Below are 21817 nucleotides of genomic sequence, written 5' to 3' on the forward strand. Positions count from 1 at the left end.
TCCAATCCGGCTCAGCAGGGTCAATCCATCAGGAGGGAGCCAGTCCATGGCGCTCGACCAGTCCTTCGTGGGGCGGACCTATCCGCCCACCTCGCCTTACGAGGTCGGCCGGGAAAAGATCCGGGAGTTCGCCGAGGCGGTGGGTGACGCCAATCCCGCGTACACCGACCAGGAAGCCGCCAAGGGGCTCGGCCACGCCGATGTGATCGCTCCGCCGACCTTCGCCTTCGCGATCACATTCAAGGCTGCGGAACAGGTCATTCAGGATCCGCTGTTGGGACTGGACTACGACCGTGTGGTGCACGGCGACCAGAAGTTCGCGTACACGCGGCCGGTGCGGGCGGGTGACCGGCTGACGGTCACCTCGACCATTGAGGCCATCAAGTCCCTTGCCGGCAACGACATCGTGGATATCCGCGGTGAGGTGCGCGACGAGTCGGGCGAGCACGTCGTGACCGCGTGGACGAAGCTGGTGGCGCGCGCCGCCGAGGAGGCGTGATGACGGCGAAGATCTCTTACGCGGACGTCGAGGTCGGCACCGAGCTGCCGGCCCAGAACTTTCCCGTGACGCGCGCCACGCTGGTGCAGTACGCGGGCGCCTCCGGGGACTTCAACCCGATCCACTGGAACGAGAAGTTCGCCACCGAGGTGGGGCTTCCGGATGTGATCGCGCACGGCATGTTCACCATGGCCGAGGCGGTCCGGGTGGTGACGGACTGGGTCGGCGACCCGGGCGCGGTCGTCGAGTACGGCGTTCGCTTCACCAGGCCCGTCATCGTTCCGAACGACGAGCAGGGCGCGCTGATCGAGGTCAGCGGCAAGGTCGCGGCGAAGCTGGACGACAACCGGGTGCGCGTCGACCTGACGGCGATGAGCGCCGGGCAGAAGGTGCTGGGGATGTCCCGGGCCGTGGTCCGGCTCGCCTGAGGTACGAAGACCGGTAGGAGAGATGTGTAAGGGGCACCCGGCATGGCGGGTGCCCCTTACGCCGTCTTCGTCCGGTGCCCCGTGCCGCCTCGCCCCGCGCCGACTCTTGACTTAGTTAGTGATTGGACACTAACTTACTCGCATGGCCAGGATGAGCGCAGACGAACGACGCGAGAGCGTCATCCGCGCCGCGATCACCGAATTCGCGCGCGGCGGCTACAACGGCACCTCCACCGACGCGATCGCCAAGCGGGTCGGCGTATCGCAGCCGTACCTCTTCCGCCTCTTCAAGAACAAGCGGGAGCTGTTCCTCGCTGCGGCGCTCCGCTGTCTGGAGGAGACCCCGAAGGCGTTCGCCGACGCCCTGGAGCGGCGTCCCGACAGCTCACCGCTGGAGGCGATGGCGGCGGCGTACATGGAGCTCATCGGTGACGGCGACAAGCTGCTGATGCAGATGCAGACGTATGTCGCCGTGGCCTCCGCCGAGGCGGCGGGGGATCACGAGTTCGGTGAGCGGATCAGAGCCGCCTGGGCCGAGATCTGGGACCAGGGGCAGGCCGCCTTCGCCGGGGACGTGAACGAGACGACCGACTTCCTCGGTTGCGGCATGCTGATCAACGTCCTGGTGGCGCTGGGCTTCCCGGAGGATCACCGGGTGTGGGCCGGGCTCGACATGTCCGACATCAGGGCTTCGCGCTAGTTGCAGGATCTCGCTTCCTCGGGGGTGGGGAGAGTTTTGCCCGTGAAAGTTAGTAATTAATAACTAACCCTCTGGGGGAGCAGTGAACCAGCTAACAGTCCGCCGCGGCAGCGCCGCCTGGGCCCTCGTCATCACCAGCGTCGCCAGCTTCATGGCGGCCCTCGACAACCTTGTCGTCACCACCGCGCTCCCCTCCATCCGCAAGGATCTCGGCGGTGCGCTGGAGGACCTCGAATGGACGGTGAGCGCGTACACCCTCACCTTCGCCGTACTGCTGATGTTCGGGGCGGCCCTCGGTGACCGCTTCGGCCGCCGGAAGCTCTTCATCGTCGGCCTCACGATCTTCACCGGTGCCTCCGCCGCGGCCGCGCTCGCACCCGGTATCGATGCCCTCATCGCCGCCCGCGCCGTCCAGGGCGTCGGCGCCGCGGTCATGATGCCGCTCACCCTGACCCTGCTCACGGCGGCCGTGCCCGTCGCACGCCGCGGCGCGGCCCTCGGCATCTTCGGCGCCGTCACCGGCCTCGCCGTCGCCAGCGGCCCTCTCATCGGCGGCAGTCTCACCGAACACATCTCGTGGCAGTGGATCTTCTGGCTGAACGTCCCGATAGGCGTGGCTCTGCTGCCGCTCGCCCGGCTGCGCCTCGACGAGTCGTACGCCCCGAACGCCCGGCTCGACGTCCCCGGCACCCTCCTCGTCAGCGGCGGCCTCTTCGGCATCGTCTACGCGCTGGTCAACGGCAACGCCGACGGCTGGACCAGTACCCCGATCCTCGCCGGTCTGATCGTGGGCACGGCGCTCCTCGCCGGCTTCGTCCACCACGGCTTCAACAACAAGAACCCCATGCTCCCCATGCGGCTCTTCCGCAGCCGCGCCTTCTTCGGGATCAATATCGCGAGCCTGCTGATGTTCCTGGGGATGTTCGGCTCGATCTTCCTGCTCAGCCAGTTCCTGCAGGGCGTCGCCGGCTATTCGCCCACCGAGGCGGGCCTGCGGATGCTGCCCTGGACCGGTATGCCGCTGATCGTCGCGCCCATCGCCGGATACCTCTCCGACAAGATCGGCGGCCGCCCGGTCGTCGTCACCGGCCTCGCCCTCCAGGCGATCGGCCTCGGCCTCTTCGCCCTGGTCATCGAGCCCGGTGTCTCGTACCCGGCCCAGCTTCCCGGCCTGATCCTCGGCGGTATCGGCATGGCGCTCTACTTCGCCCCCGCTGCCAGTGTGGTCATGTCCAGCGTCAGTCCCGCCGAGCAGGGCATCGCCTCCGGCGCCAACAACGCCCTGCGCGAGGTCGGCGGAGCCCTCGGTGTGGCGGTCCTCGGCGCGGTCTTCGCGGCCCAGGGCGGCTACGAGTCCGCCGACGCCTTCACCGACGGCACTGTCCCGGCACTGTGGATAGGCGCCGGAGCGGTGGCTCTCGCGGCACTGATCGCCCTGTTGATCCCGGGCCGCCGCCGTACGGTCGAGGCAGTTCCCCAGGAGGCGTCCCCGGCCGCCGAGGAGCGCGAGTCCATCGCCGTATGACGGCCGGAGTACGCAGACGGTCCGTGGCCCCGCCCGAGCGGTGGGCCACGGACCGTACCCTTGTGCCCGTGCAGGAACTCCACGACGCTCCCCTCGCCCCCCTGACCACCTTCCGGCTCGGCGGCCCCGCGACGCGCCTCGTCACGGCCACCACCGACGACGAGGTGGTCGCCGTCGTACGCGAGGCGGACGCCGCCGGCGCCCCGCTGCTGATCATCGGCGGCGGCAGCAATCTGGTCATCGGGGACAAGGGCTTCGACGGCACCGCGCTCCGTATCGCGACGCGGGGCTTCGAACTCTCCGGTACCAAGCTGGAGTTGGCGGCCGGTGAGGTCTGGACGGACGCGGTCGCCCGCACCGTCGAGGCGGGGCTCGCGGGCATCGAGTGCCTGGCCGGCATCCCCGGATCGGCCGGTGCGACGCCGATCCAGAACGTCGGCGCGTACGGCCAGGAGGTCTCCAGCACCATCACCGAGGTCGTCGCCTACGACCGCCGCACCGGCGAGACGGTCATCGTCCCGAACGCCGAGTGCGCCTTCTCGTACCGCCACAGCCGCTTCAAGCAGCACCCCGAGCGCTATGTCGTGCTGCGCGTCCGCTTCGAGCTGGAGGACGCGGACGGCCTGTCCGCGCCCCTGAAGTACGCCGAGACGGCCCGCGCCCTCGGCGTCGAGGCCGGCGACCGCGTCCCGGCCGCCGCCGCCCGCGAGACCGTACTCAAGCTGCGTGCAGGCAAGGGCATGGTGCTGGACCCCGAGGACCACGACACCTGGTCCGCCGGGTCCTTCTTCACCAATCCGATCCTCGAGCAGGCCGCGTACGAGTCCTTCCTGGCACGCGTCCACGACCGCCTCGGCCCGGACATCGCGCCGCCCGCCTTCCCGGCGGGGGAGGGACGCACCAAGACCTCGGCGGCCTGGCTGATCGACAAGGCCGGTTTCACCAAGGGATACGGCACCGGGCCCGCGCGTATCTCCACCAAGCACACGCTGGCCCTCACCAACCGCGGCGAGGCCACCACCGAGGATCTGCTGGCGCTCGCCCGCGAGGTCGTGGCGGGCGTGCGCGAGAACTTCGGCGTCACGCTGGTCAACGAGCCGGTGACGGTCGGCGTCAGCCTGTAAAGCTGACGGTCGGCATCAGGCTGTAAAAGCTGATGGAACCCGCCGGGGTCCAGCGTTGCCCGGGTCCGCCCGGCAGCCGGTTCGTCCTCGATCTCCCCCAGGGCCTAGTACGCCACCCCGACTCCCTGCTTCACCGTCGCCGGGTCGTCGACCATCGCCAGCATCGCGTGTGCCACATCCGCCCGGCCGATCATCCTGCCGCGGCGCGGACTGCCGCCGACGACCGTCCGGTAGGAGCCCGTCAGCGGCTTGTTCAGCAGCCGCGGCGGGCGTACCGAAGTCCAGTCCGTCGTGCTGCGTGCCAGCTCCTCCTCCATGGTCCGGAGGTCGTCGTACACAGCCTTCAGCGCCGTGTTGACGGCCGCCAGCATCGTGCGGTCCAGCAGCGGCTGGCGCTCCGGGACCGGGCCGAGCGGGGCCGCGCTCACCACCAGCAGCCGACGTGTCCCCTCTGCCTCCATCGCCCACAGCACCGAGCGGGTCAGCTTCGCCGCGATCCCGGCGTCCGCGCGCTTGCGTGCGCCGAGACCCGAGAGCACCGCGTCGCGCCCGGCGACGGCCTCCCGCAGCGACTCGCCCTCCTTCAGATCCGCACGGAAAACCTGCAGGCCGGGGCCCGTGACCGTGAACCGCGCCGGATCGCGAACCACCGCCGTCACCTCGTGCCCCGCCGCCAGTGCCTGCGTGACGATCTCCTGCCCGATGCCGCCGGTCGCGCCGAAAACGGTGAGTCTCATGGTCCGCACCTCCATGGTGGGTAAGTATTCACTCACCTCTAGAGTGGGTAAGTGCTCACTCACCCGTCAAGTGCCTTTCGGAGGTTCCATGCAGAGACCGGCCCGCGCCCGCATCCTCGACGCCGCGCATGAGCTCCTGCTCACCATCGGCCTCGCCCGTGCCACCACCAAGGAGATCGCCAAGGCGGCCGGCTGCTCGGAGGCGGCGCTCTACAAGCACTTCGCGAGCAAGGAGGAGCTCTTCGTGACCGTGCTGAAGGAGCGGCTGCCCAGGCTCACCCCGCTGCTGGACACACTCGTCGCCGACCCTGCGCGGCGCACCGTCGAGGAGAACCTCACCGAGATCGCCCGCGAGGCCGCGCTCTTCTACGCCCAGAGCTTCCCGATCGCCGCTTCGCTCTACGCCGACCCCCGGCTCAAGCAGCGCCACGACGCGGCCCTGCGCGAGCTGGGCGCAGGCCCGCACATGCCCATCCGGGGCCTCGACGCGTATCTGCGCGCCGAGCAGGACGCCGGCCGGGTGCACGCCGACGCGGACACCTACGCGGGCGCGTCCCTGCTTCTCGGTGCCTGTGCACAACGGGCCTTCGCGTACGACATGACCGCGGACGGAAAGCCCCCACAGCCGCTCGACGAGTTCGCCGCGGGAATCGCCCGCACGCTGCTGCGCGGAATCAGTTAGCCGGCCGGTCGGTCAGCCACTCGTCGATGCCGGCCAGCAGCTTGTCCCTGATCTCCTCAGGCGCCGCCGAGCCGCGCACGGACTGCCCGGCCAGCTCCGCGAGCTCCGCGTCGGTGAAACCGTGGTGCGTCCGCGCCAGCTCGTACTGCGCCGCCAGCCGGGAGCCGAAGAGCAGCGGGTCGTCCGCCCCGAGCGCCATCGGCACCCCGGCGTCGTACAGCGTCCGAAGCGGTACGTCCGCCGGCTTCTCGTACACGCCCAGCGCCACATTCGACGAGGGGCACACCTCGCAGGTCACCCCGCGCTCGGCCAGCTTCCGCAGCAGCTGTGGGTCTTCCGCGGCCCGTACGCCGTGGCCGATCCGGGAGGCGCGCAGATCGTCCAGGCAGTCCCGTACGGACGCGGGTCCGGTCAGCTCGCCGCCGTGCGGCGCCGCCAGCAGGCCGCCGTCCCTGGCGATCGCGAAGGCGCGGTCGAAGTCCCGTGCCATGCCCCGGCGTTCGTCGTTGGAGAGACCGAATCCGACGACCCCCCGGTCCGCGTACCGCACCGCGAGCCGCGCCAGCGTGCGCGCGTCCAGCGGATGCTTCATACGGTTCGCCGCGACCAGCACCCGCATACCGAGACCGGTCTCCCGTCCGGCGCGCTCCACCGCGTCCAGGATGATCTCCAGCGCCGGAATCAGCCCGCCCAGCATGGGGGCGTACGAGGTCGGGTCGACCTGTATTTCAAGCCACCCCGAGCCGTCCCGCACATCCTCCTCGGCCGCCTCGCGCACCAGCCGCTGGATGTCCTCGGGCGAGCGCAGACAGGACCGGGCGATGTCGTAGAGCCGCTGGAAACGGAACCAGCCGCGCTCGTCGGTCGCCCGTAGCTTGGGCGGTTCGCCGCTGGTCAGGGCATCGGGCAGATGGACGCCGTACTTGTCGGCGAGCTCGAGCAGGGTGGTGGGTCGCATCGACCCGGTGAAGTGCAGATGCAGATGGGCCTTCGGCAACAGCCTGAGGTCTCGTTCAGCGGCTCCGCCGCGGGCACGAACTTGCTCCATTGAAGGATCTTGCCGCACCTGCCCGCCGTCCGGAGCCCCTTTCCCCGATCGGGTCCTTGCCCGAACGAAGAAACGGAACGGAAACGGGCCCCCGGCAGAAGCCGGGAGCCCGCCAGCCCACTCAGTGAGCAGATTCAGTCGCGCGCCTCGGCCAGCAGCTTCTGGATCCGCGAGACACCCTCGACCAGGTCCTCGTCGCCCAGCGCGTACGAAAGCCGCAGATAGCCCGGCGTACCGAAGGCCTCGCCGGGAACCACCGCCACCTCGACCTCGTCCAGGATCAGCGCGGCCAGCTCGACCGAGGTCTGCGGACGCTTCCCGCGGATCTCCTTGCCCAGCAGCGCCTTCACCGAGGGGTACGCGTAGAACGCGCCCTCGGGGGTCGGGCAGAGCACACCGTCGATCTCGTTGAGCATCCGCACGATGGTCTGGCGGCGCCGGTCGAAGGCGGTCCGCATCTCGGCGACCGCGTCCAGGTTCCCAGAGACGGCAGCCAGCGCCGCGATCTGCGCGACATTGGAGACGTTCGACGTGGCGTGCGACTGCAGGTTGGTCGCGGCCTTGATCACGTCCTTGGGGGCGATCATCCACCCCACGCGCCAGCCGGTCATGGCGTACGTCTTGGCGACACCGTTGACGACGATGCACTTCTCGCGCAGCTCGGGGACGAGCGTGGGGAGCGAGGTGAACTTCGCGTCGCCGTAGACCAGGTGCTCGTAGATCTCGTCGGTGAGGACCCACAGGCCGTGCTCCGCGGCCCAGCGGCCGATCGCCTCGGCGTCGGCCTCGCTGTAGACCGCGCCCGTCGGGTTCGAGGGCGAGACGAAGAGGACGACCTTCGTACGCTCCGTGCGCGCCGCCTCCAGCTGCTCGACGGAGACCAGGTAACCGGTGGTCTCGTCGGCCACGACGTCAACGGGTACACCGCCCGCGAGGCGGATCGACTCGGGGTAGGTCGTCCAGTACGGAGCCGGCACGATGACCTCGTCGCCCGGGTCCAGGATCGCCGCGAACGCCTCGTAGATCGCCTGCTTGCCACCGTTGGTGACCAGGATCTGGGAGGCGTCGACCTCGTAGCCGGAGTCGCGCAGCGTCTTCGCGGCGATGGCGGCCTTGAGCTCGGGGAGCCCTCCGGCCGGGGTGTAGCGGTGGTACTTCGGGTTGCGACAGGCCTCGATCGCGGCCTCGACGATGTAGTCGGGTGTCGGGAAGTCCGGCTCACCCGCGCCGAAGCCGATCACCGGACGGCCGGCGGCCTTGAGGGCCTTTGCCTTGGCGTCGACGGCGAGGGTCGCGGACTCGGAGATCGCGCCGATGCGGGCGGAGACCCGGCGCTCGGTGGGAGGGGTTGCAGCGCTCATACGGGCCATCGTCCCAGACCGCAAACGGACCCGGTACACGTGTTTCGAGTAGCGGACAGGAACCGGCCAGGAGCTATCTGTTCGACGCCGGGCCTGCAACCACGTACACTCACTCGTCGTTGGCCCTCGCCAACCACATCTACGGATGGGGTAGGTTGGGGAAACCACAAAGGGTCGTAGCTCAATTGGTAGAGCACTGGTCTCCAAAACCAGCGGTTGGGGGTTCAAGTCCCTCCGGCCCTGCTACACACACCTTCGCCAGGTTGTGTGCGCATGTACGTACATTCAATGAACCGCCGTGCGGCTCCACCGGGCGCGGCGCGGCCACGACCCGGAATCAGGTGAAAGATCGTGACGGACGCCGTGGGCTCCATCGACATGCCTGATGCCGATGACGAGGCGCCGGAGTCGAAGAAGCGGACCCGCAAGGGCGGCAAGCGCGGGAAGAAGGGCCCTCTGGGCCGTCTCGCGCTCTTCTACCGACAGATCGTCGCCGAGCTGCGCAAGGTCGTCTGGCCCACTCGCAGTCAGCTGACGACGTACACCACAGTGGTGATTGTCTTCGTAGTCGTCATGATTGGTCTGGTGACCGTGATTGACTATGGGTTCCAGGAAGCCGTCAAGTACGTCTTCGGCTGATCCCGCGGAGGGCGCCGGCAGCGGCGCCCCTTTCGCATGTTCCACCCCATCTGTATCCAGGAAGAAGCAGCCACCGTGTCTGACCCGAACCTGAACGACGCCGTCGAGCCCGTGGAGGGCGAAGAGACTGCGGCGACGGCCGAGGCGGCCGAGGCTGCGCCGGACACGGTCGACATCGACGCGCTCGACGACGACGCGCTCGACATCGTCGAAGGGGCCGACGAGGTCGACCTCGCCGAGGCTGCCGACGCCGCTGCGGGCGAGCCGGCCGAGAAGGCCGCGATGCACGTCGAGGACGAGGCCACCGCGGTGGCCGAGGTCGAAGAGGACGAGGCGGCCACAGCCGACGTCGAGGACGCCGAAGAGGCCGCCGGCGCCGAGGACGAAGAGCCCGCAGAGCCCGAGGCCCCTGCCGACCCGGTCGCCGCCCTCCGCGACGAACTTCGCGGACTGCCGGGCGAGTGGTACGTCATCCACACGTACGCCGGGTACGAGAAGCGCGTGAAGGCGAATCTGGAGCAGCGTGCCGTCTCGCTGAACGTCGAGGACTTCATCTACCAGGCCGAAGTGCCCGAGGAAGAGATCGTCCAGATCAAGAACGGCGAGCGCAAGAACGTCCGCCAGAACAAGCTTCCCGGCTACGTCCTGGTCCGCATGGACCTGACCAACGAGTCCTGGGGCGTCGTCCGCAACACCCCCGGCGTCACCGGCTTCGTGGGCAACGCCTACGACCCGTACCCGCTGACCCTGGACGAGATCGTCAAGATGCTCGCCCCGGAGGCCGAGGAGAAGGCCGCCCGCGAGGCCGCAGAGGCCGAGGGCAAGCCGGCTCCGGCCCGCAAGGTCGAGGTCCAGGTGCTGGACTTCGAGGTCGGCGACTCGGTCACCGTCACCGACGGCCCGTTCGCGACGCTGCAGGCCACGATCAACGAGATCAACGCCGACTCGAAGAAGGTCAAGGGCCTCGTCGAGATCTTCGGCCGCGAGACCCCGGTCGAGCTCAGCTTCGACCAGATCCAGAAGAACTAGTTCGTTCTGGAACATACGCCTCCGAACAGGTCAGAACGGCTCTCGCAGCCGCTCTGACCTGCTCGGTTTTTGGCCGCGCAGCTGTACCCGTTATCGTTGTGCGGTATGCCTCCATCCGGATGACTGGATGGAGCGCTGAAAACTCTCACTAGGACCCGGAGAGAGCAATGCCTCCCAAGAAGAAGAAGGTCACGGGGCTTATCAAGCTCCAGATCCAGGCCGGCGCGGCCAACCCGGCTCCGCCGGTCGGCCCCGCGCTCGGTCAGCACGGCGTCAACATCATGGAGTTCTGCAAGGCCTACAACGCCGCGACCGAGTCGCAGCGTGGCATGGTCGTGCCGGTGGAGATCACGGTCTACGAGGACCGTTCCTTCACCTTCATCACCAAGACTCCGCCGGCCGCCAAGCTGATCCTCAAGGCCGCGGGTGTGGACAAGGGCTCCGGCGAGCCGCACAAGACCAAGGTTGCCAAGCTCACCGGCGCCCAGGTCCGCGAGATCGCCACGGTCAAGATGCCCGACCTGAACGCCAACGACCTGGACGCCGCGTCGAAGATCATCGCCGGCACCGCCCGTTCCATGGGCATCACGGTCGAGGGCTGACAGCTCAGCTCCCTGTACGACCTCTCAGTGGTAGGACCAAGCGCTGGTCCGCACCACGACTCCACCCCTGAACCTCAGGAGCAGAAGTGAAGCGCAGCAAGACTCTCCGCGCTGCGGACGCCAAGATCGACCGGGAGCGCAACTACGCCCCGCTCGAGGCCGTCCGTCTCGCCAAGGACACCGCCGCCAGCAAGTTCGACGGCACCGTCGAGGTCGCCTTCCGCCTGGGCGTTGACCCGCGCAAGGCCGACCAGATGGTCCGTGGCACCGTCAACCTTCCGCACGGCACCGGCAAGACCGCCCGGGTCCTGGTCTTCGCGACCGGTGACCGTGCTGCGGCCGCGGAAGCCGCGGGCGCCGACATCGTCGGCTCCGACGAACTGATCGACGAGGTTGCGAAGGGCCGGCTGGACTTCGACGCCGTCGTCGCCACCCCGGACCTCATGGGCAAGGTCGGCCGCCTCGGCCGCGTGCTCGGTCCGCGTGGTCTGATGCCGAACCCGAAGACCGGCACCGTCACCCCCGATGTCACCAAGGCTGTGAACGACATCAAGGGCGGCAAGATCGAGTTCCGCGTCGACAAGCACTCGAACCTGCACTTCATCATCGGCAAGGTCTCCTTCGACGAGACGAAGCTGGTCGAGAACTACGCCGCGGCGCTGGAGGAGATCCTCCGTCTGAAGCCGTCCGCCGCGAAGGGCCGCTACATCAAGAAGGCGACCCTGACCACGACGATGGGCCCCGGCATCCCGCTGGACTCCAACCGCACCCGCAACCTCCTCGTCGAGGAGGACCCGGCTTCCGTCTGAATCTGACGGCAGCCGCGGGTCTCGCGTACTGAAGCCGGTCCCCGTACCTCTCACCGAGGTGCGGGGACCGGCTTTCTTCGTACGCGCTGTCGTAGGGCTGCGTTACGGTTCTGTGAGTTCGCTGAGACACAAGGGGTGGGGTTTATGAGCACGTCTGGATTCAGGCGCGCGGGTGTTGCGCTGACGGCGGTCGCCGTGATCGCCGGAGCCGCAGGCTGTCAGGGCGGCGGCAGCGGCAGCGGAGGCGGGACGAAGGCCGGGAGCGGGGGTGTGGCCGCGGTCAGCCCGATCGCCGCGCTGCGCACCGTCGAGCAGAAGACCAGCGGAGCCCACTCCGCAAAGGTCGACGGCACGATGGTGATGGGCTCTGCCATGACCGTGACGATGAACGGGGCCCTCGACTGGGCGGACGGCATCACCGGCGCCATGGAGATGAAATACACCGGCGGCACCATGGCGGACGCCATGAAGAAGGCCGGTGGCAACGGAGCCGTGAAGGCCCGCTATCTGAGCGACGCGTACTACGCGAACCTGGGCGACGCCCTCGCCGCGCAGACGGGCGGCAAGCACTGGATCCGGTACGGCTACGCCGATCTGTCCAAGCTGATGGGCGCCTCCGGCGACGTCATGAAGGACCAGATGCAGAACGCCACTCCGGACAAGGGAGTGAAGGCCCTGCTCGCCTCGGGCGATGTGAAGAAGGTGGGCGAGGAGAAGGTACGGGGCGTCTCCGCCACGCATTACTCCGGCACGGTCGACGTCGCGAAGCTGTCGGAGAAGAACGCCGCGCTCAGCGCCGACCAGCTGAAGGCCTTCAAGGAGCAGCTCGGCAAGGCCGGCGTCACCACCGAGAAGGTCGACATCTGGGTCGACAAGAACGACCTGCTGGTGAAGAAGTCCGAAAGCGGTCAGCTGAAGACCGGCGCGTTCAACTCGACGGTCTTCTACTCCGACTACGGCATTGCGGCGTCGGTCGAGGCGCCGCCGGCCGCTGACACGGTTGACTTCACCAAGCTCATGAACCGGCAGGCGGCGGGGGCCTCGTAAGCGGCGATTTGCCTGACGCGGAACCATTCGCGTACTCTTCCACAGAAGCCAAAGACCGCTGGTCGTTGCTGTGTCCTCGCAAGAGGGTGCGGTGGCCGAAGGATCCGCTGACTGCGGACGTCCTGCGCAGGTGACTGTGGACAGTTCCCGGACTCGCTCCGGTAGAGCTACGCCCCGTGCGCCTGCGCCGGGGCGTTTCGTTTTGTTCAGCCCCTTCTGAGCGGTCCTCATCACCCGGAAGGAGGCCGACGCTCTATGGCAAGGCCCGACAAGGCTGCCGCGGTAGCCGAGCTCGCGGACCAGTTCCGCAGCTCGAACGCCGCCGTGCTGACCGAGTACCGGGGTCTCACCGTGGCCCAGCTCAAGCAGCTGCGCCGTTCGCTCGGTGAGAACGCCCAGTACGCCGTGGTGAAGAACACGCTGACCAAGATTGCGGCCAACGAGGCCGGGATCAACACGCTCGACGACCTGTTCAACGGTCCGACAGCGGTTGCCTTCGTCACCGGTGACCCGGTGGAGTCGGCGAAGGGTCTTCGTGACTTCGCCAAGGACAACCCCAACCTCATCATCAAGGGCGGTGTCCTTGACGGTAAGGCGCTGTCCGCCGATGAGATCAAGAAGCTTGCGGACCTCGAGTCCCGCGAGGTTCTGCTCGCCAAGCTGGCGGGCGCCATGAAGGGCAAGCAGTCCCAGGCTGCCGCGCTCTTCCAGGCGCTTCCCTCGAAGTTCGTCCGCACCGCGGAGGCGCTTCGTGCCAAGAAGGCCGAGCAGGGCGGTGCCGAGTAATTCGGCTCGCGCATTGACCGTCGCCGCGTAATGCGGCCGGTCGCAGCGGGCCGATGTACGCCCGCCGACATATACATCCGGCACCAGCCGAATTAGTGGAAGGACCGCCATCATGGCGAAGCTCACCCAGGACGACCTGCTTGCGCAGTTCGAGGAGATGACCCTCATCGAGCTCTCCGAGTTCGTGAAGGCCTTCGAGGAGAAGTTCGACGTCACCGCCGCCGCCCCGGTCGCCGTTGCCGCTGGTGGCGCCGCTGCCGCCCCGGCCGAGGCCGAGGCCGAGCAGGACGAGTTCGACGTCATCCTCACCGGCGCCGGCGAGAAGAAGATCCAGGTCATCAAGGTCGTGCGCGAGCTGACCTCCCTGGGTCTCAAGGAGGCCAAGGACCTCGTCGACGGCACCCCGAAGCCGGTCCTCGAGAAGGTCGCCAAGGAGGCCGCTGAGAAGGCTGCCGAGTCCCTCAAGGCCGCTGGCGCGTCCGTCGAGGTCAAGTGACCTTCTGAGTCTCTGCCGCGCGCCGGAAGGCGCATAGCGGCAACAGCCGGTTCCGCTTAGGGGCCGCTGGGGACACAGCGAAGGGCGATCACCCATTCGGGTGGTCGCCCTTCGGCGTTCCCGCGAGGCCTGCCTTGCTCTTCCGTTTTCGGGGGGTATCGTGATCTTCGCCGTGCGCCCCTGACGCTGGTCAGTGACGATCCCAGCAGCCAGTCTGAGTGGGGGGGTCTTGACGAACCGCACGGAGCGCGCAATTCTCAGGACGCGTCGTCACAACGATCCGGATCCGAGGCATGGATCGACGACCGAACGGGCAGTATCGATGTGCGCCACATGGCGCGAGGGCTTGCCGCGGAGTTGAGAACAACGAGGGTCTCGAAAACCCGCACTGGACATCAGTGTGCCAAGTGGCTACACTGACCCTTTGCGCTGCCTGTTAACTGCCTCCTGCCCGTCACCAGGGGCATCCCCACGCACGAGCACCGTTGATCGAATCATCCCTCACCTGGGATTTCTATCTCCGTGCCCAGCATGGGACCGGTACGCGCGTAGTGAGTCCGAGCCCTCGGAAGGACCCCCTCTTGGCCGCCTCGCGCAACGCCTCGACCGCGAATACGAACAACGGCGCCAGCACCGCCCCGCTGCGCATCTCCTTTGCAAAGATCAAGGAGCCCCTCGAGGTTCCGAACCTCCTCGCGCTGCAGACCGAGAGCTTTGACTGGCTGCTCGGGAACGCCGCTTGGAAGGCTCGTGTCGAGGCGGCTCTGGACAGCGGACAGGACGTCCCCACCAAGTCCGGTCTGGAAGAGATCTTCGAGGAGATCTCTCCGATCGAGGACTTCTCCGGGTCGATGTCGCTTACTTTCCGCGACCACCGCTTCGAGCCTCCGAAGAACTCCATCGACGAGTGCAAGGAGCGCGACTTCACGTACGCTGCCCCGCTCTTCGTCACCGCCGAGTTCACCAACAACGAGACCGGCGAGATCAAGTCCCAGACGGTCTTCATGGGCGACTTCCCGCTCATGACCAACAAGGGCACCTTCGTCATCAACGGCACCGAGCGTGTCGTGGTGTCCCAGCTGGTCCGCTCGCCGGGTGTCTACTTCGACTCCAACATCGACAAGACGTCCGACAAGGACATCTACACGGCCAAGATCATCCCGTCCCGGGGTGCCTGGCTCGAGATGGAGATCGACAAGCGCGACATGGTCGGTGTCCGCATCGACCGCAAGCGCAAGCAGTCCGTCACCGTCCTGCTCAAGGCTCTCGGTTGGACCACCGAGCAGATCCTCGAGGAGTTCGGCGAGTACGAGTCGATGCGCGCCACCCTGGAGAAGGACCACACCCAGGGCCAGGACGACGCGCTGCTCGACATCTACCGCAAGCTGCGTCCGGGTGAGCCCCCGACGCGCGAGGCCGCTCAGACGCTGCTCGAGAACCTCTACTTCAACCCGAAGCGCTACGACCTCGCCAAGGTCGGCCGCTACAAGGTGAACAAGAAGCTCGGCGCGGATGAGCCGCTGGACGCCGGCGTGCTCACCACCGACGATGTCATCGCGACCATCAAGTACCTGGTCAAGCTGCACGCCGGTGAGACCGAGACGGTCGGCGAGAGCGGCACCGAGATCGTCGTCGAGACCGACGACATCGACCACTTCGGCAACCGTCGTCTGCGTAACGTCGGCGAGCTCATCCAGAACCAGGTCCGTACGGGTCTGGCTCGTATGGAGCGCGTCGTGCGTGAGCGCATGACGACCCAGGACGTTGAGGCGATCACGCCGCAGACCCTGATCAACATCCGGCCGGTCGTCGCCTCCATCAAGGAGTTCTTCGGCACCAGCCAGCTGTCGCAGTTCATGGACCAGAACAACCCGCTGTCGGGTCTCACCCACAAGCGCCGTCTGTCGGCGCTCGGCCCGGGTGGTCTCTCCCGTGAGCGGGCCGGCTTCGAGGTCCGTGACGTGCACCCGTCCCACTACGGCCGCATGTGCCCGATCGAGACCCCTGAAGGCCCGAACATCGGTCTGATCGGCTCGCTCGCCTCCTACGGCCGCGTCAACGCGTTCGGCTTCGTCGAGACGCCGTACCGCCGGGTCGTCGACGACCAGGTGACCGACGACGTCGACTACCTGACCGCCGACGAGGAGGACCGGTTCGTCATCGCGCAGGCCAACGCCGCGCTCACCGACGACCTGCGGTTCGCCGAGAACCGGGTGCTGGTCCGCCGCCGTGGCGGCGAGGTCGACTACGTGCCCGGCACGGACGTGGACTACATGGATGTCTCGCCGCGCCAGATGGTGTCGGTCGCGACCGCCATGATCCCGTTCCTCGAGCACGACGACGCCAACCGTGCCCTCATGGGCGCGAACATGATGCGTCAGGCGGTGCCGCTGATCACGTCCGAGGCGCCGCTGGTCGGCACCGGCATGGAGTACCGCTGTGCGGTCGACGCCGGCGACGTCATCAAGGCGGAGAAGGAAGGTGTTGTCCAGGAGGTATCCGCGGACTACATCACCGTCGCCAACGACGACGGCACGTACACCACGTACCGCATCGCGAAGTTCTCCCGCTCCAACCAGGGCACCTCGGTCAACCAGAAGGTTGTCGTGGACGAGGGCGCCCGGGTCGTCGAGGGCCAGGTCCTCGCCGATGGTCCTGCCACCGAGCAGGGTGAGATGGCGCTGGGCAAGAACCTGCTGGTCGCCTTCATGCCGTGGGAGGGTCACAACTACGAGGACGCGATCATCCTGTCGCAGCGCCTCGTGCAGGACGACGTCCTCTCCTCGATCCACATCGAGGAGCACGAGGTCGACGCCCGTGACACCAAGCTCGGCCCGGAGGAGATCACCCGGGACATCCCGAACGTCTCCGAGGAGGTCCTCGCCGACCTCGACGAGCGCGGCATCATCCGTATCGGTGCCGAGGTTGTCGCCGGCGACATCCTGGTCGGCAAGGTCACGCCCAAGGGCGAGACGGAGCTGACCCCGGAGGAGCGTCTGCTCCGCGCGATCTTCGGTGAGAAGGCGCGTGAGGTCCGTGACACCTCGCTGAAGGTGCCGCACGGCGAGATCGGCAAGATCATCGGCGTCCGCGTCTTCGACCGCGAGGAGGGCGACGAGCTGCCGCCGGGCGTGAACCAGCTGGTTCGCGTCTACGTCGCGCAGAAGCGCAAGATCACCGATGGTGACAAGCTCGCCGGCCGTCACGGCAACAAGGGCGTCATCTCGAAGATCCTGCCGATCGAGGACATGCCGTTCCTGGAGGACGGCACCCCGGTCGACATCATCCTCAACCCGCTGGGTGTCCCGTCCCGAATGAACCCGGGACAGGTTCTCGAGATCCACCTCGGCTGGCTCGCCAGCCAGGGCTGGAAGGTCGAGGGCAACGAGGAGTGGATGGAGCGGCTGAAGGCGATCGGCGCGGACGAGGTCCAGCCCGGTACGAACGTCGCGACGCCGGTCTTCGACGGTGCGCGCGAGGACGAGATCGCCGGTCTCTTCGAGGCCACGATCCCGAACCGCGACGGCAACCGGATGGTTCAGCCGTCCGGCAAGGCCAACCTGTTCGACGGCCGCTCCGGCGAGCCGTTCCCGGACCCGGTTTCGGTCGGCTACATGTACATCCTCAAGCTCCACCACCTGGTCGACGACAAGCTGCACGCTCGTTCGACCGGTCCGTACTCGATGATCACCCAGCAGCCGCTGGGTGGTAAGGCCCAGTTCGGTGGCCAGCGATTCGGTGAGATGGAGGTGTGGGCGCTGGAGGCTTACGGCGCCGCGTACGCCCTCCAGGAGCTGCTGACCATCAAGTCCGACGACGTCACCGGCCGCGTGAAGGTCTACGAGGCCATCGTCAAGGGCGAGAACATCCCCGAGCCCGGCATTCCCGAGTCCTTCAAGGTGCTCATCAAGGAAATGCAGTCGCTCTGCCTCAACGTGGAGGTGCTGTCCTCGGACGGTATGTCCATCGAGATGCGCGACACGGACGAGGACGTCTTCCGCGCTGCGGAAGAGCTCGGTATCGACCTGTCCCGGCGCGAGCCGAGCAGCGTCGAAGAGGTCTGACGGGTCTGGTCGGGACCTCCTCGTGAGGTCCCGACCCTGCCCCGGACCCGTACAGACCATGATTTAGCGCCCGATATCTCGCTTCACAGCGAGGGGCACGAACCCCTGAGAGGGATTGACGCATAGTGCTCGACGTCAACTTCTTCGACGAGCTGCGGATCGGCCTTGCGACCGCGGACGACATCCGACAGTGGTCCCACGGCGAGGTCAAGAAGCCGGAGACCATCAACTACCGCACGCTCAAGCCCGAGAAGGACGGACTCTTCTGCGAGAAGATCTTCGGTCCGACCCGGGACTGGGAGTGCTACTGCGGTAAGTACAAGCGTGTCCGCTTCAAGGGCATCATCTGTGAGCGCTGTGGCGTCGAGGTCACCCGCGCCAAGGTGCGCCGTGAGCGGATGGGTCACATTGAGCTGGCCGCGCCTGTCACCCACATCTGGTACTTCAAGGGCGTCCCGTCGCGCCTCGGCTACCTGCTCGACCTCGCGCCGAAGGACCTCGAGAAGGTCATCTACTTCGCCGCGTACATGATCACGTTCGTGGACGAGGAGCGCCGGACGCGCGACCTGCCCTCGCTGGAGGCCCATGTCTCCGTCGAGCGCCAGCAGGTCGAGAACCGCCGTGACGCCGACCTCGAGGCCCGCGCCAAGAAGCTCGAGACCGACCTGGCCGAGCTCGAGGCCGAGGGCGCCAAGGCCGATGTGCGCCGCAAGGTGCGCGAGGGCGCCGAGCGTGAGATGAAGCAGCTGCGTGACCGTGCGCAGCGCGAGATCGACCGTCTCGACGAGGTGTGGAGCCGCTTCAAGAACCTCAAGGTCCAGGACCTCGAGGGCGACGAGCTGCTCTACCGCGAGCTGCGTGACCGCTTCGGCACGTACTTCGACGGCTCGATGGGTGCCGCCGCGCTGCAGAAGCGCCTGGAGTCCTTCGACCTCGAGGAGGAGGCCGAGCGTCTCCGCGAGATCATCCGTACCGGCAAGGGCCAGAAGAAGACCCGTGCGCTCAAGCGCCTCAAGGTCGTCTCCGCGTTCCTGCAGACCAGCAACAGCCCCAAGGGCATGGTGCTGGACTGCGTGCCGGTCATCCCGCCGGACCTGCGTCCGATGGTGCAGCTGGACGGTGGCCGCTTCGCGACCTCCGACCTGAACGACCTGTACCGCCGTGTGATCAACCGCAACAACCGCCTCAAGCGTCTCCTTGACCTCGGTGCCCCCGAGATCATCGTGAACAACGAGAAGCGGATGCTGCAGGAGGCCGTCGACGCGCTGTTCGACAACGGCCGCCGCGGTCGCCCGGTGACCGGTCCCGGTAACCGCCCGCTGAAGTCCCTCAGCGACATGCTGAAGGGCAAGCAGGGTCGTTTCCGTCAGAACCTGCTCGGTAAGCGAGTCGACTACTCGGCCCGTTCCGTCATCGTCGTCGGCCCGCAGCTCAAGCTGCACCAGTGCGGTCTGCCGAAGGCCATGGCGCTGGAGCTCTTCAAGCCGTTCGTGATGAAGCGTCTGGTCGACCTCAACCACGCGCAGAACATCAAGTCGGCGAAGCGCATGGTCGAGCGCGGCCGCACGGTCGTGTACGACGTCCTCGAAGAGGTCATCGCCGAGCACCCGGTTCTGCTGAACCGTGCGCCCACGCTGCACCGCCTCGGCATCCAGGCCTTCGAGCCGCAGCTGGTCGAGGGCAAGGCCATCCAGATCCACCCGCTCGTCTGCACCGCGTTCAACGCGGACTTCGACGGTGACCAGATGGCCGTGCACCTGCCGCTCTCCGCGGAGGCGCAGGCCGAGGCGCGCATCCTGATGCTCTCCTCGAACAACATCCTGAAGCCGGCCGACGGCCGTCCGGTCACCATGCCGACCCAGGACATGGTGCTGGGCCTGTTCTTCCTCACGACCGACGAGGAAGAGCGCAAGGTCATCGGCGAGGGCCGGTCCTTCGGCTCCACGGCCGAGGCGATCATGGCGTTCGACGCCCGCGAGCTCTCGCTCCAGGCGAAGGTCGACATCCGCTTCCCGGTGGGCACCATCCCGCCGCGCGGCTGGACCCCGCCGGCCCAGGAAGAGGGCGCTGCGGACATCAGCGGCTCCGGCGCGGGCGAGTGGCAGCAGGGTGACAGCTTCCGGCTGCGTACGAGCCTGGGCCGCGCGCTCTTCAACGAGCTGCTGCCCGAGGACTACCCGTTCGTCGACTACTCGGTGGGCAAGAAGCAGCTCTCCGAGATCGTCAACGACCTCGCCGAGCGCTACCCCAAGGTCATCGTGGCGGCGACGCTCGACAACCTGAAGGCGGCCGGCTTCTACTGGGCGACCCGTTCCGGTGTCACCGTGGCCATCTCCGACGTCGTGGTCCCCGAGGCCAAGAAGGCGATCGTCGCGGGCTACGAGGCGCAGGACGAGAAGGTCCAGAAGCAGTACGAGCGCGGTCTGATCACCAAGGACGAGCGCACTCAGGAGCTCATCGCGATCTGGACCAAGGCGACCAACGAGGTTGCCGAGGCGATGAACGCGAACTTCCCGAAGACGAACCCCATCTTCATGATGGTTGACTCGGGTGCCCGAGGAAACATGATGCAGATGCGTCAGATCGCCGGTATGCGTGGTCTGGTGTCGAACGCCAAGAACGAGACCATCCCGCGGCCCATCAAGGCGTCGTTCCGTGAGGGTCTCACCGTGCTGGAGTACTTCATCTCCACCCACGGTGCCCGTAAGGGTCTGGCGGACACCGCCCTGCGTACCGCGGACTCGGGTTACCTGACCCGTCGTCTGGTGGACGTCTCGCAGGACGTCATCATCCGCGAAGAGGACTGCGGCACCGACCGCGGCCTCAAGCTGCGGATCGCCGAGCGCGGTGCCGACGGTGTGCTGCGCAAGGCGGAGGACGTCGAGACGTCCGTGTACGCCCGCATGCTCGCCGAGGACGTCGTCGTCGACGGCAAGGTCATCGCGCCGGCCAATGTCGACCTGGGCGATGTGCTCATCGACGCGGTCGTCGCCGCGGGCGTCGAGGAGGTCAAGACCCGCTCGGTCCTGACCTGTGAGTCCGCGGTCGGCACCTGTGCGTACTGCTACGGCCGTTCGCTCGCCACCGGCAAGCTGGTGGACATCGGTGAGGCGGTCGGCATCATCGCCGCCCAGTCCATCGGTGAGCCCGGTACCCAGCTGACGATGCGTACCTTCCACACCGGTGGTGTGGCCGGTGACGACATCACCCAGGGTCTGCCCCGTGTCGTCGAGCTCTTCGAGGCTCGTACGCCCAAGGGTGTCGCCCCGATCTCGGAGGCGAAGGGCCGCGTCCGTATCGAGGAGACCGAGAAGACCAAGAAGCTCGTGGTCACGCCGGACGACGGCAGCGAGGAGACGCCGTTCCCGATCTCCAAGCGCGCCCGTCTGCTCGTGGGCGAGGGCGACGCGGTCGAGGTGGGCCAGAAGCTCACCGTCGGTGCCACCAACCCGCACGACGTGCTGCGGATCCTCGGTCAGCGCGCGGTCCAGGTCCACCTGGTCGGCGAAGTCCAGAAGGTCTACAACTCGCAGGGTGTGTCGATCCACGACAAGCACATCGAGATCATCATCCGGCAGATGCTGCGCCGTGTGACGATCATCGAGTCCGGCGACGCGGAGCTGCTGCCGGGCGAGCTCGTCGAGCGCTCGAAGTTCGAGACCGAGAACCGTCGTGTGGTCACGGAAGGCGGCCACCCGGCCTCCGGCCGTCCGCAGCTGATGGGTATCACCAAGGCCTCGCTCGCCACCGAGTCGTGGCTGTCGGCGGCGTCCTTCCAGGAGACGACCAGGGTTCTGACCGACGCGGCGATCAACGCCAAGTCGGACTCCCTGATCGGCCTCAAGGAGAACGTCATCATCGGTAAGCTCATCCCGGCCGGTACGGGCCTGTCCCGTTACCGCAACATCCGGGTGGAGCCCACCGAGGAGGCCAAGGCCGCGATGTACTCGGCCGTCGGCTACGACGACATCGACTACTCGCCGTTCGGCACCGGCTCCGGCCAGGCCGTTCCGCTGGAGGACTACGACTACGGTCCGTACAACCAGTAAGGCAGTAGCAACGCCACAGGGCGGTCATTCCTCGCGGATGGCCGCCCTGTGGCGTATCTTGCAGGGTGGTGTGTCCTGCGCGTGTGCATTTGTTTTGACCGGAGCCGATGCGGTAGGTACGCTCTGACCTTGTGCCTGGGGTGTGCCTGGGCTCGTGTGCGTGTCCTCAACCGCACGGCGAGTCCGAAAATG

General features: G+C 67.3%; 18 protein-coding genes and 1 tRNA gene. 16 read left to right on the forward strand and 3 right to left on the reverse strand.

The annotated features are described in order from the left end of the window. Positions 1-46 precede the first annotated feature (46 nt). The 5 genes from AB0D12_RS08320 to AB0D12_RS08340 all read left to right on the forward strand — a co-directional run bounded on the left by AB0D12_RS08320 (position 47) and on the right by AB0D12_RS08340 (position 4276). Positions 47-499 (forward strand): MaoC family dehydratase N-terminal domain-containing protein, encoded by a 453-nt coding sequence (locus AB0D12_RS08320; RefSeq protein ID WP_362678290.1) that lies wholly within the window; start codon positions 47-49, stop codon positions 497-499. Beyond that, the gene (locus AB0D12_RS08325; RefSeq protein WP_362678292.1) at positions 499-927 is read left to right on the forward strand and encodes a MaoC family dehydratase; all 429 of its coding nucleotides are present in this window, start codon (positions 499-501) and stop codon (positions 925-927) included. Before AB0D12_RS08320 ends, AB0D12_RS08325 begins: the two co-directional genes overlap by 1 nt. A gap of 142 nt (positions 928-1069) precedes the next feature. Then, positions 1070-1627 carry a helix-turn-helix domain-containing protein gene (locus AB0D12_RS08330; protein WP_362678294.1) on the forward strand — a complete coding sequence of 186 codons (558 nt, stop codon included), beginning with the start codon at positions 1070-1072 and terminating at the stop codon, positions 1625-1627. Between the two features lie 82 nt (positions 1628-1709). After that, positions 1710-3152, forward strand: coding sequence for an MFS transporter (locus AB0D12_RS08335; RefSeq protein ID WP_362678296.1), 1443 nt, complete (start codon positions 1710-1712; stop codon positions 3150-3152). 68 nt (positions 3153-3220) lie between these two features. After that, the gene (locus AB0D12_RS08340; protein WP_362678298.1) at positions 3221-4276 is read left to right on the forward strand and encodes a UDP-N-acetylmuramate dehydrogenase; all 1056 of its coding nucleotides are present in this window, start codon (positions 3221-3223) and stop codon (positions 4274-4276) included. A 104-nt stretch (positions 4277-4380) separates the two neighbouring features. On the opposite strand, the gene AB0D12_RS08345 is transcribed toward AB0D12_RS08340, so the two are convergent. Next, complete coding sequence (locus AB0D12_RS08345; RefSeq protein ID WP_362678300.1) at positions 4381-5013, reverse strand: NAD(P)H-binding protein; 633 nt, start codon at positions 5011-5013, stop codon at positions 4381-4383. An 88-nt stretch (positions 5014-5101) separates the two neighbouring features. Here AB0D12_RS08345 and AB0D12_RS08350 point away from each other — a divergent pair, with 88 nt between their 5' ends. Then, positions 5102-5695: a helix-turn-helix domain-containing protein gene (locus AB0D12_RS08350; RefSeq protein WP_362678302.1), complete on the forward strand. Its 594-nt coding sequence runs from the start codon at positions 5102-5104 to the stop codon at positions 5693-5695. Here AB0D12_RS08350 and AB0D12_RS08355 read toward each other — a convergent pair. After that, complete coding sequence (locus AB0D12_RS08355) at positions 5688-6743, reverse strand: adenosine deaminase (RefSeq protein WP_362678304.1); 1056 nt, start codon at positions 6741-6743, stop codon at positions 5688-5690. The two genes, AB0D12_RS08350 and AB0D12_RS08355, sit on opposite strands and share 8 nt — an antisense overlap. 134 nt (positions 6744-6877) lie before the next feature. Then, the gene (locus AB0D12_RS08360) at positions 6878-8104 is read right to left on the reverse strand and encodes a pyridoxal phosphate-dependent aminotransferase (protein WP_362678306.1); all 1227 of its coding nucleotides are present in this window, start codon (positions 8102-8104) and stop codon (positions 6878-6880) included. A gap of 170 nt (positions 8105-8274) precedes the next feature. Here AB0D12_RS08360 and AB0D12_RS08365 point away from each other — a divergent pair. From AB0D12_RS08365 to AB0D12_RS08410, 10 genes are all read left to right on the forward strand, one after another. Further along, a tRNA-Trp gene (locus AB0D12_RS08365) sits at positions 8275-8347 on the forward strand. 108 nt (positions 8348-8455) lie between these two features. Further along, on the forward strand, positions 8456-8743 hold the full coding sequence (gene secE / locus AB0D12_RS08370) for a preprotein translocase subunit SecE (RefSeq protein WP_327325474.1): 288 nt from the start codon (positions 8456-8458) through the stop codon (positions 8741-8743). A gap of 75 nt (positions 8744-8818) precedes the next feature. Next, positions 8819-9772, forward strand: coding sequence for a transcription termination/antitermination protein NusG (gene nusG, locus AB0D12_RS08375; RefSeq protein ID WP_362678308.1), 954 nt, complete (start codon positions 8819-8821; stop codon positions 9770-9772). A gap of 167 nt (positions 9773-9939) precedes the next feature. Further along, on the forward strand, positions 9940-10374 hold the full coding sequence (gene rplK / locus AB0D12_RS08380) for a 50S ribosomal protein L11 (protein ID WP_307661693.1): 435 nt from the start codon (positions 9940-9942) through the stop codon (positions 10372-10374). 86 nt (positions 10375-10460) lie between these two features. Then, positions 10461-11183 carry a 50S ribosomal protein L1 gene (gene rplA / locus AB0D12_RS08385; RefSeq protein WP_362678310.1) on the forward strand — a complete coding sequence of 241 codons (723 nt, stop codon included), beginning with the start codon at positions 10461-10463 and terminating at the stop codon, positions 11181-11183. Between the two features lie 144 nt (positions 11184-11327). Next, the gene (locus tag AB0D12_RS08390; protein ID WP_362678312.1) at positions 11328-12230 is read left to right on the forward strand and encodes a hypothetical protein; all 903 of its coding nucleotides are present in this window, start codon (positions 11328-11330) and stop codon (positions 12228-12230) included. Between the two features lie 255 nt (positions 12231-12485). Then, positions 12486-13016 carry a 50S ribosomal protein L10 gene (gene rplJ, locus AB0D12_RS08395; RefSeq protein ID WP_326651935.1) on the forward strand — a complete coding sequence of 177 codons (531 nt, stop codon included), beginning with the start codon at positions 12486-12488 and terminating at the stop codon, positions 13014-13016. Positions 13017-13128: 112 nt separating this feature from the next. Then, positions 13129-13512, forward strand: coding sequence for a 50S ribosomal protein L7/L12 (gene rplL / locus AB0D12_RS08400; protein WP_327325478.1), 384 nt, complete (start codon positions 13129-13131; stop codon positions 13510-13512). 581 nt (positions 13513-14093) lie between these two features. Beyond that, positions 14094-17576 (forward strand): DNA-directed RNA polymerase subunit beta, encoded by a 3483-nt coding sequence (rpoB, locus tag AB0D12_RS08405; protein ID WP_362678314.1) that lies wholly within the window; start codon positions 14094-14096, stop codon positions 17574-17576. 125 nt (positions 17577-17701) lie between these two features. Then, entirely contained in the window at positions 17702-21625 is a 3924-nt protein-coding gene (locus tag AB0D12_RS08410; protein ID WP_362678316.1) for a DNA-directed RNA polymerase subunit beta', read from the forward strand. Positions 21626-21817: the final 192 nt, after the last annotated feature.

Source organism: Streptomyces sp. NPDC048479 (genome assembly GCF_040651435.1).
In the GTDB taxonomy this organism is placed as follows: Bacteria; Actinomycetota; Actinomycetes; order Streptomycetales; family Streptomycetaceae; genus Streptomyces.

Bases quoted from the DNA above. Each gene is read 5' to 3' on its own strand.
- AB0D12_RS08320 (WP_362678290.1), top strand. From the start codon at position 47: ATGGCGCTCGACCAGTCCTTCGTGGGGCGGACCTATCCGCCCACCTCG.
- rplL (WP_327325478.1), top strand. From the start codon at position 13,129: ATGGCGAAGCTCACCCAGGACGACCTGCTTGCGCAGTTCGAGGAGATG.
- AB0D12_RS08355 (WP_362678304.1), bottom strand. From the start codon at position 6,743: ATGGAGCAAGTTCGTGCCCGCGGCGGAGCCGCTGAACGAGACCTCAGG.
- AB0D12_RS08330 (WP_362678294.1), top strand. From the start codon at position 1,070: ATGGCCAGGATGAGCGCAGACGAACGACGCGAGAGCGTCATCCGCGCC.
- AB0D12_RS08350 (WP_362678302.1), top strand. From the start codon at position 5,102: ATGCAGAGACCGGCCCGCGCCCGCATCCTCGACGCCGCGCATGAGCTC.
- rplK (WP_307661693.1), top strand. From the start codon at position 9,940: ATGCCTCCCAAGAAGAAGAAGGTCACGGGGCTTATCAAGCTCCAGATC.
- AB0D12_RS08390 (WP_362678312.1), top strand. From the start codon at position 11,328: ATGAGCACGTCTGGATTCAGGCGCGCGGGTGTTGCGCTGACGGCGGTC.
- rplJ (WP_326651935.1), top strand. From the start codon at position 12,486: ATGGCAAGGCCCGACAAGGCTGCCGCGGTAGCCGAGCTCGCGGACCAG.
- AB0D12_RS08325 (WP_362678292.1), top strand. From the start codon at position 499: ATGACGGCGAAGATCTCTTACGCGGACGTCGAGGTCGGCACCGAGCTG.
- AB0D12_RS08360 (WP_362678306.1), bottom strand. From the start codon at position 8,104: ATGAGCGCTGCAACCCCTCCCACCGAGCGCCGGGTCTCCGCCCGCATC.
- AB0D12_RS08345 (WP_362678300.1), bottom strand. From the start codon at position 5,013: ATGAGACTCACCGTTTTCGGCGCGACCGGCGGCATCGGGCAGGAGATC.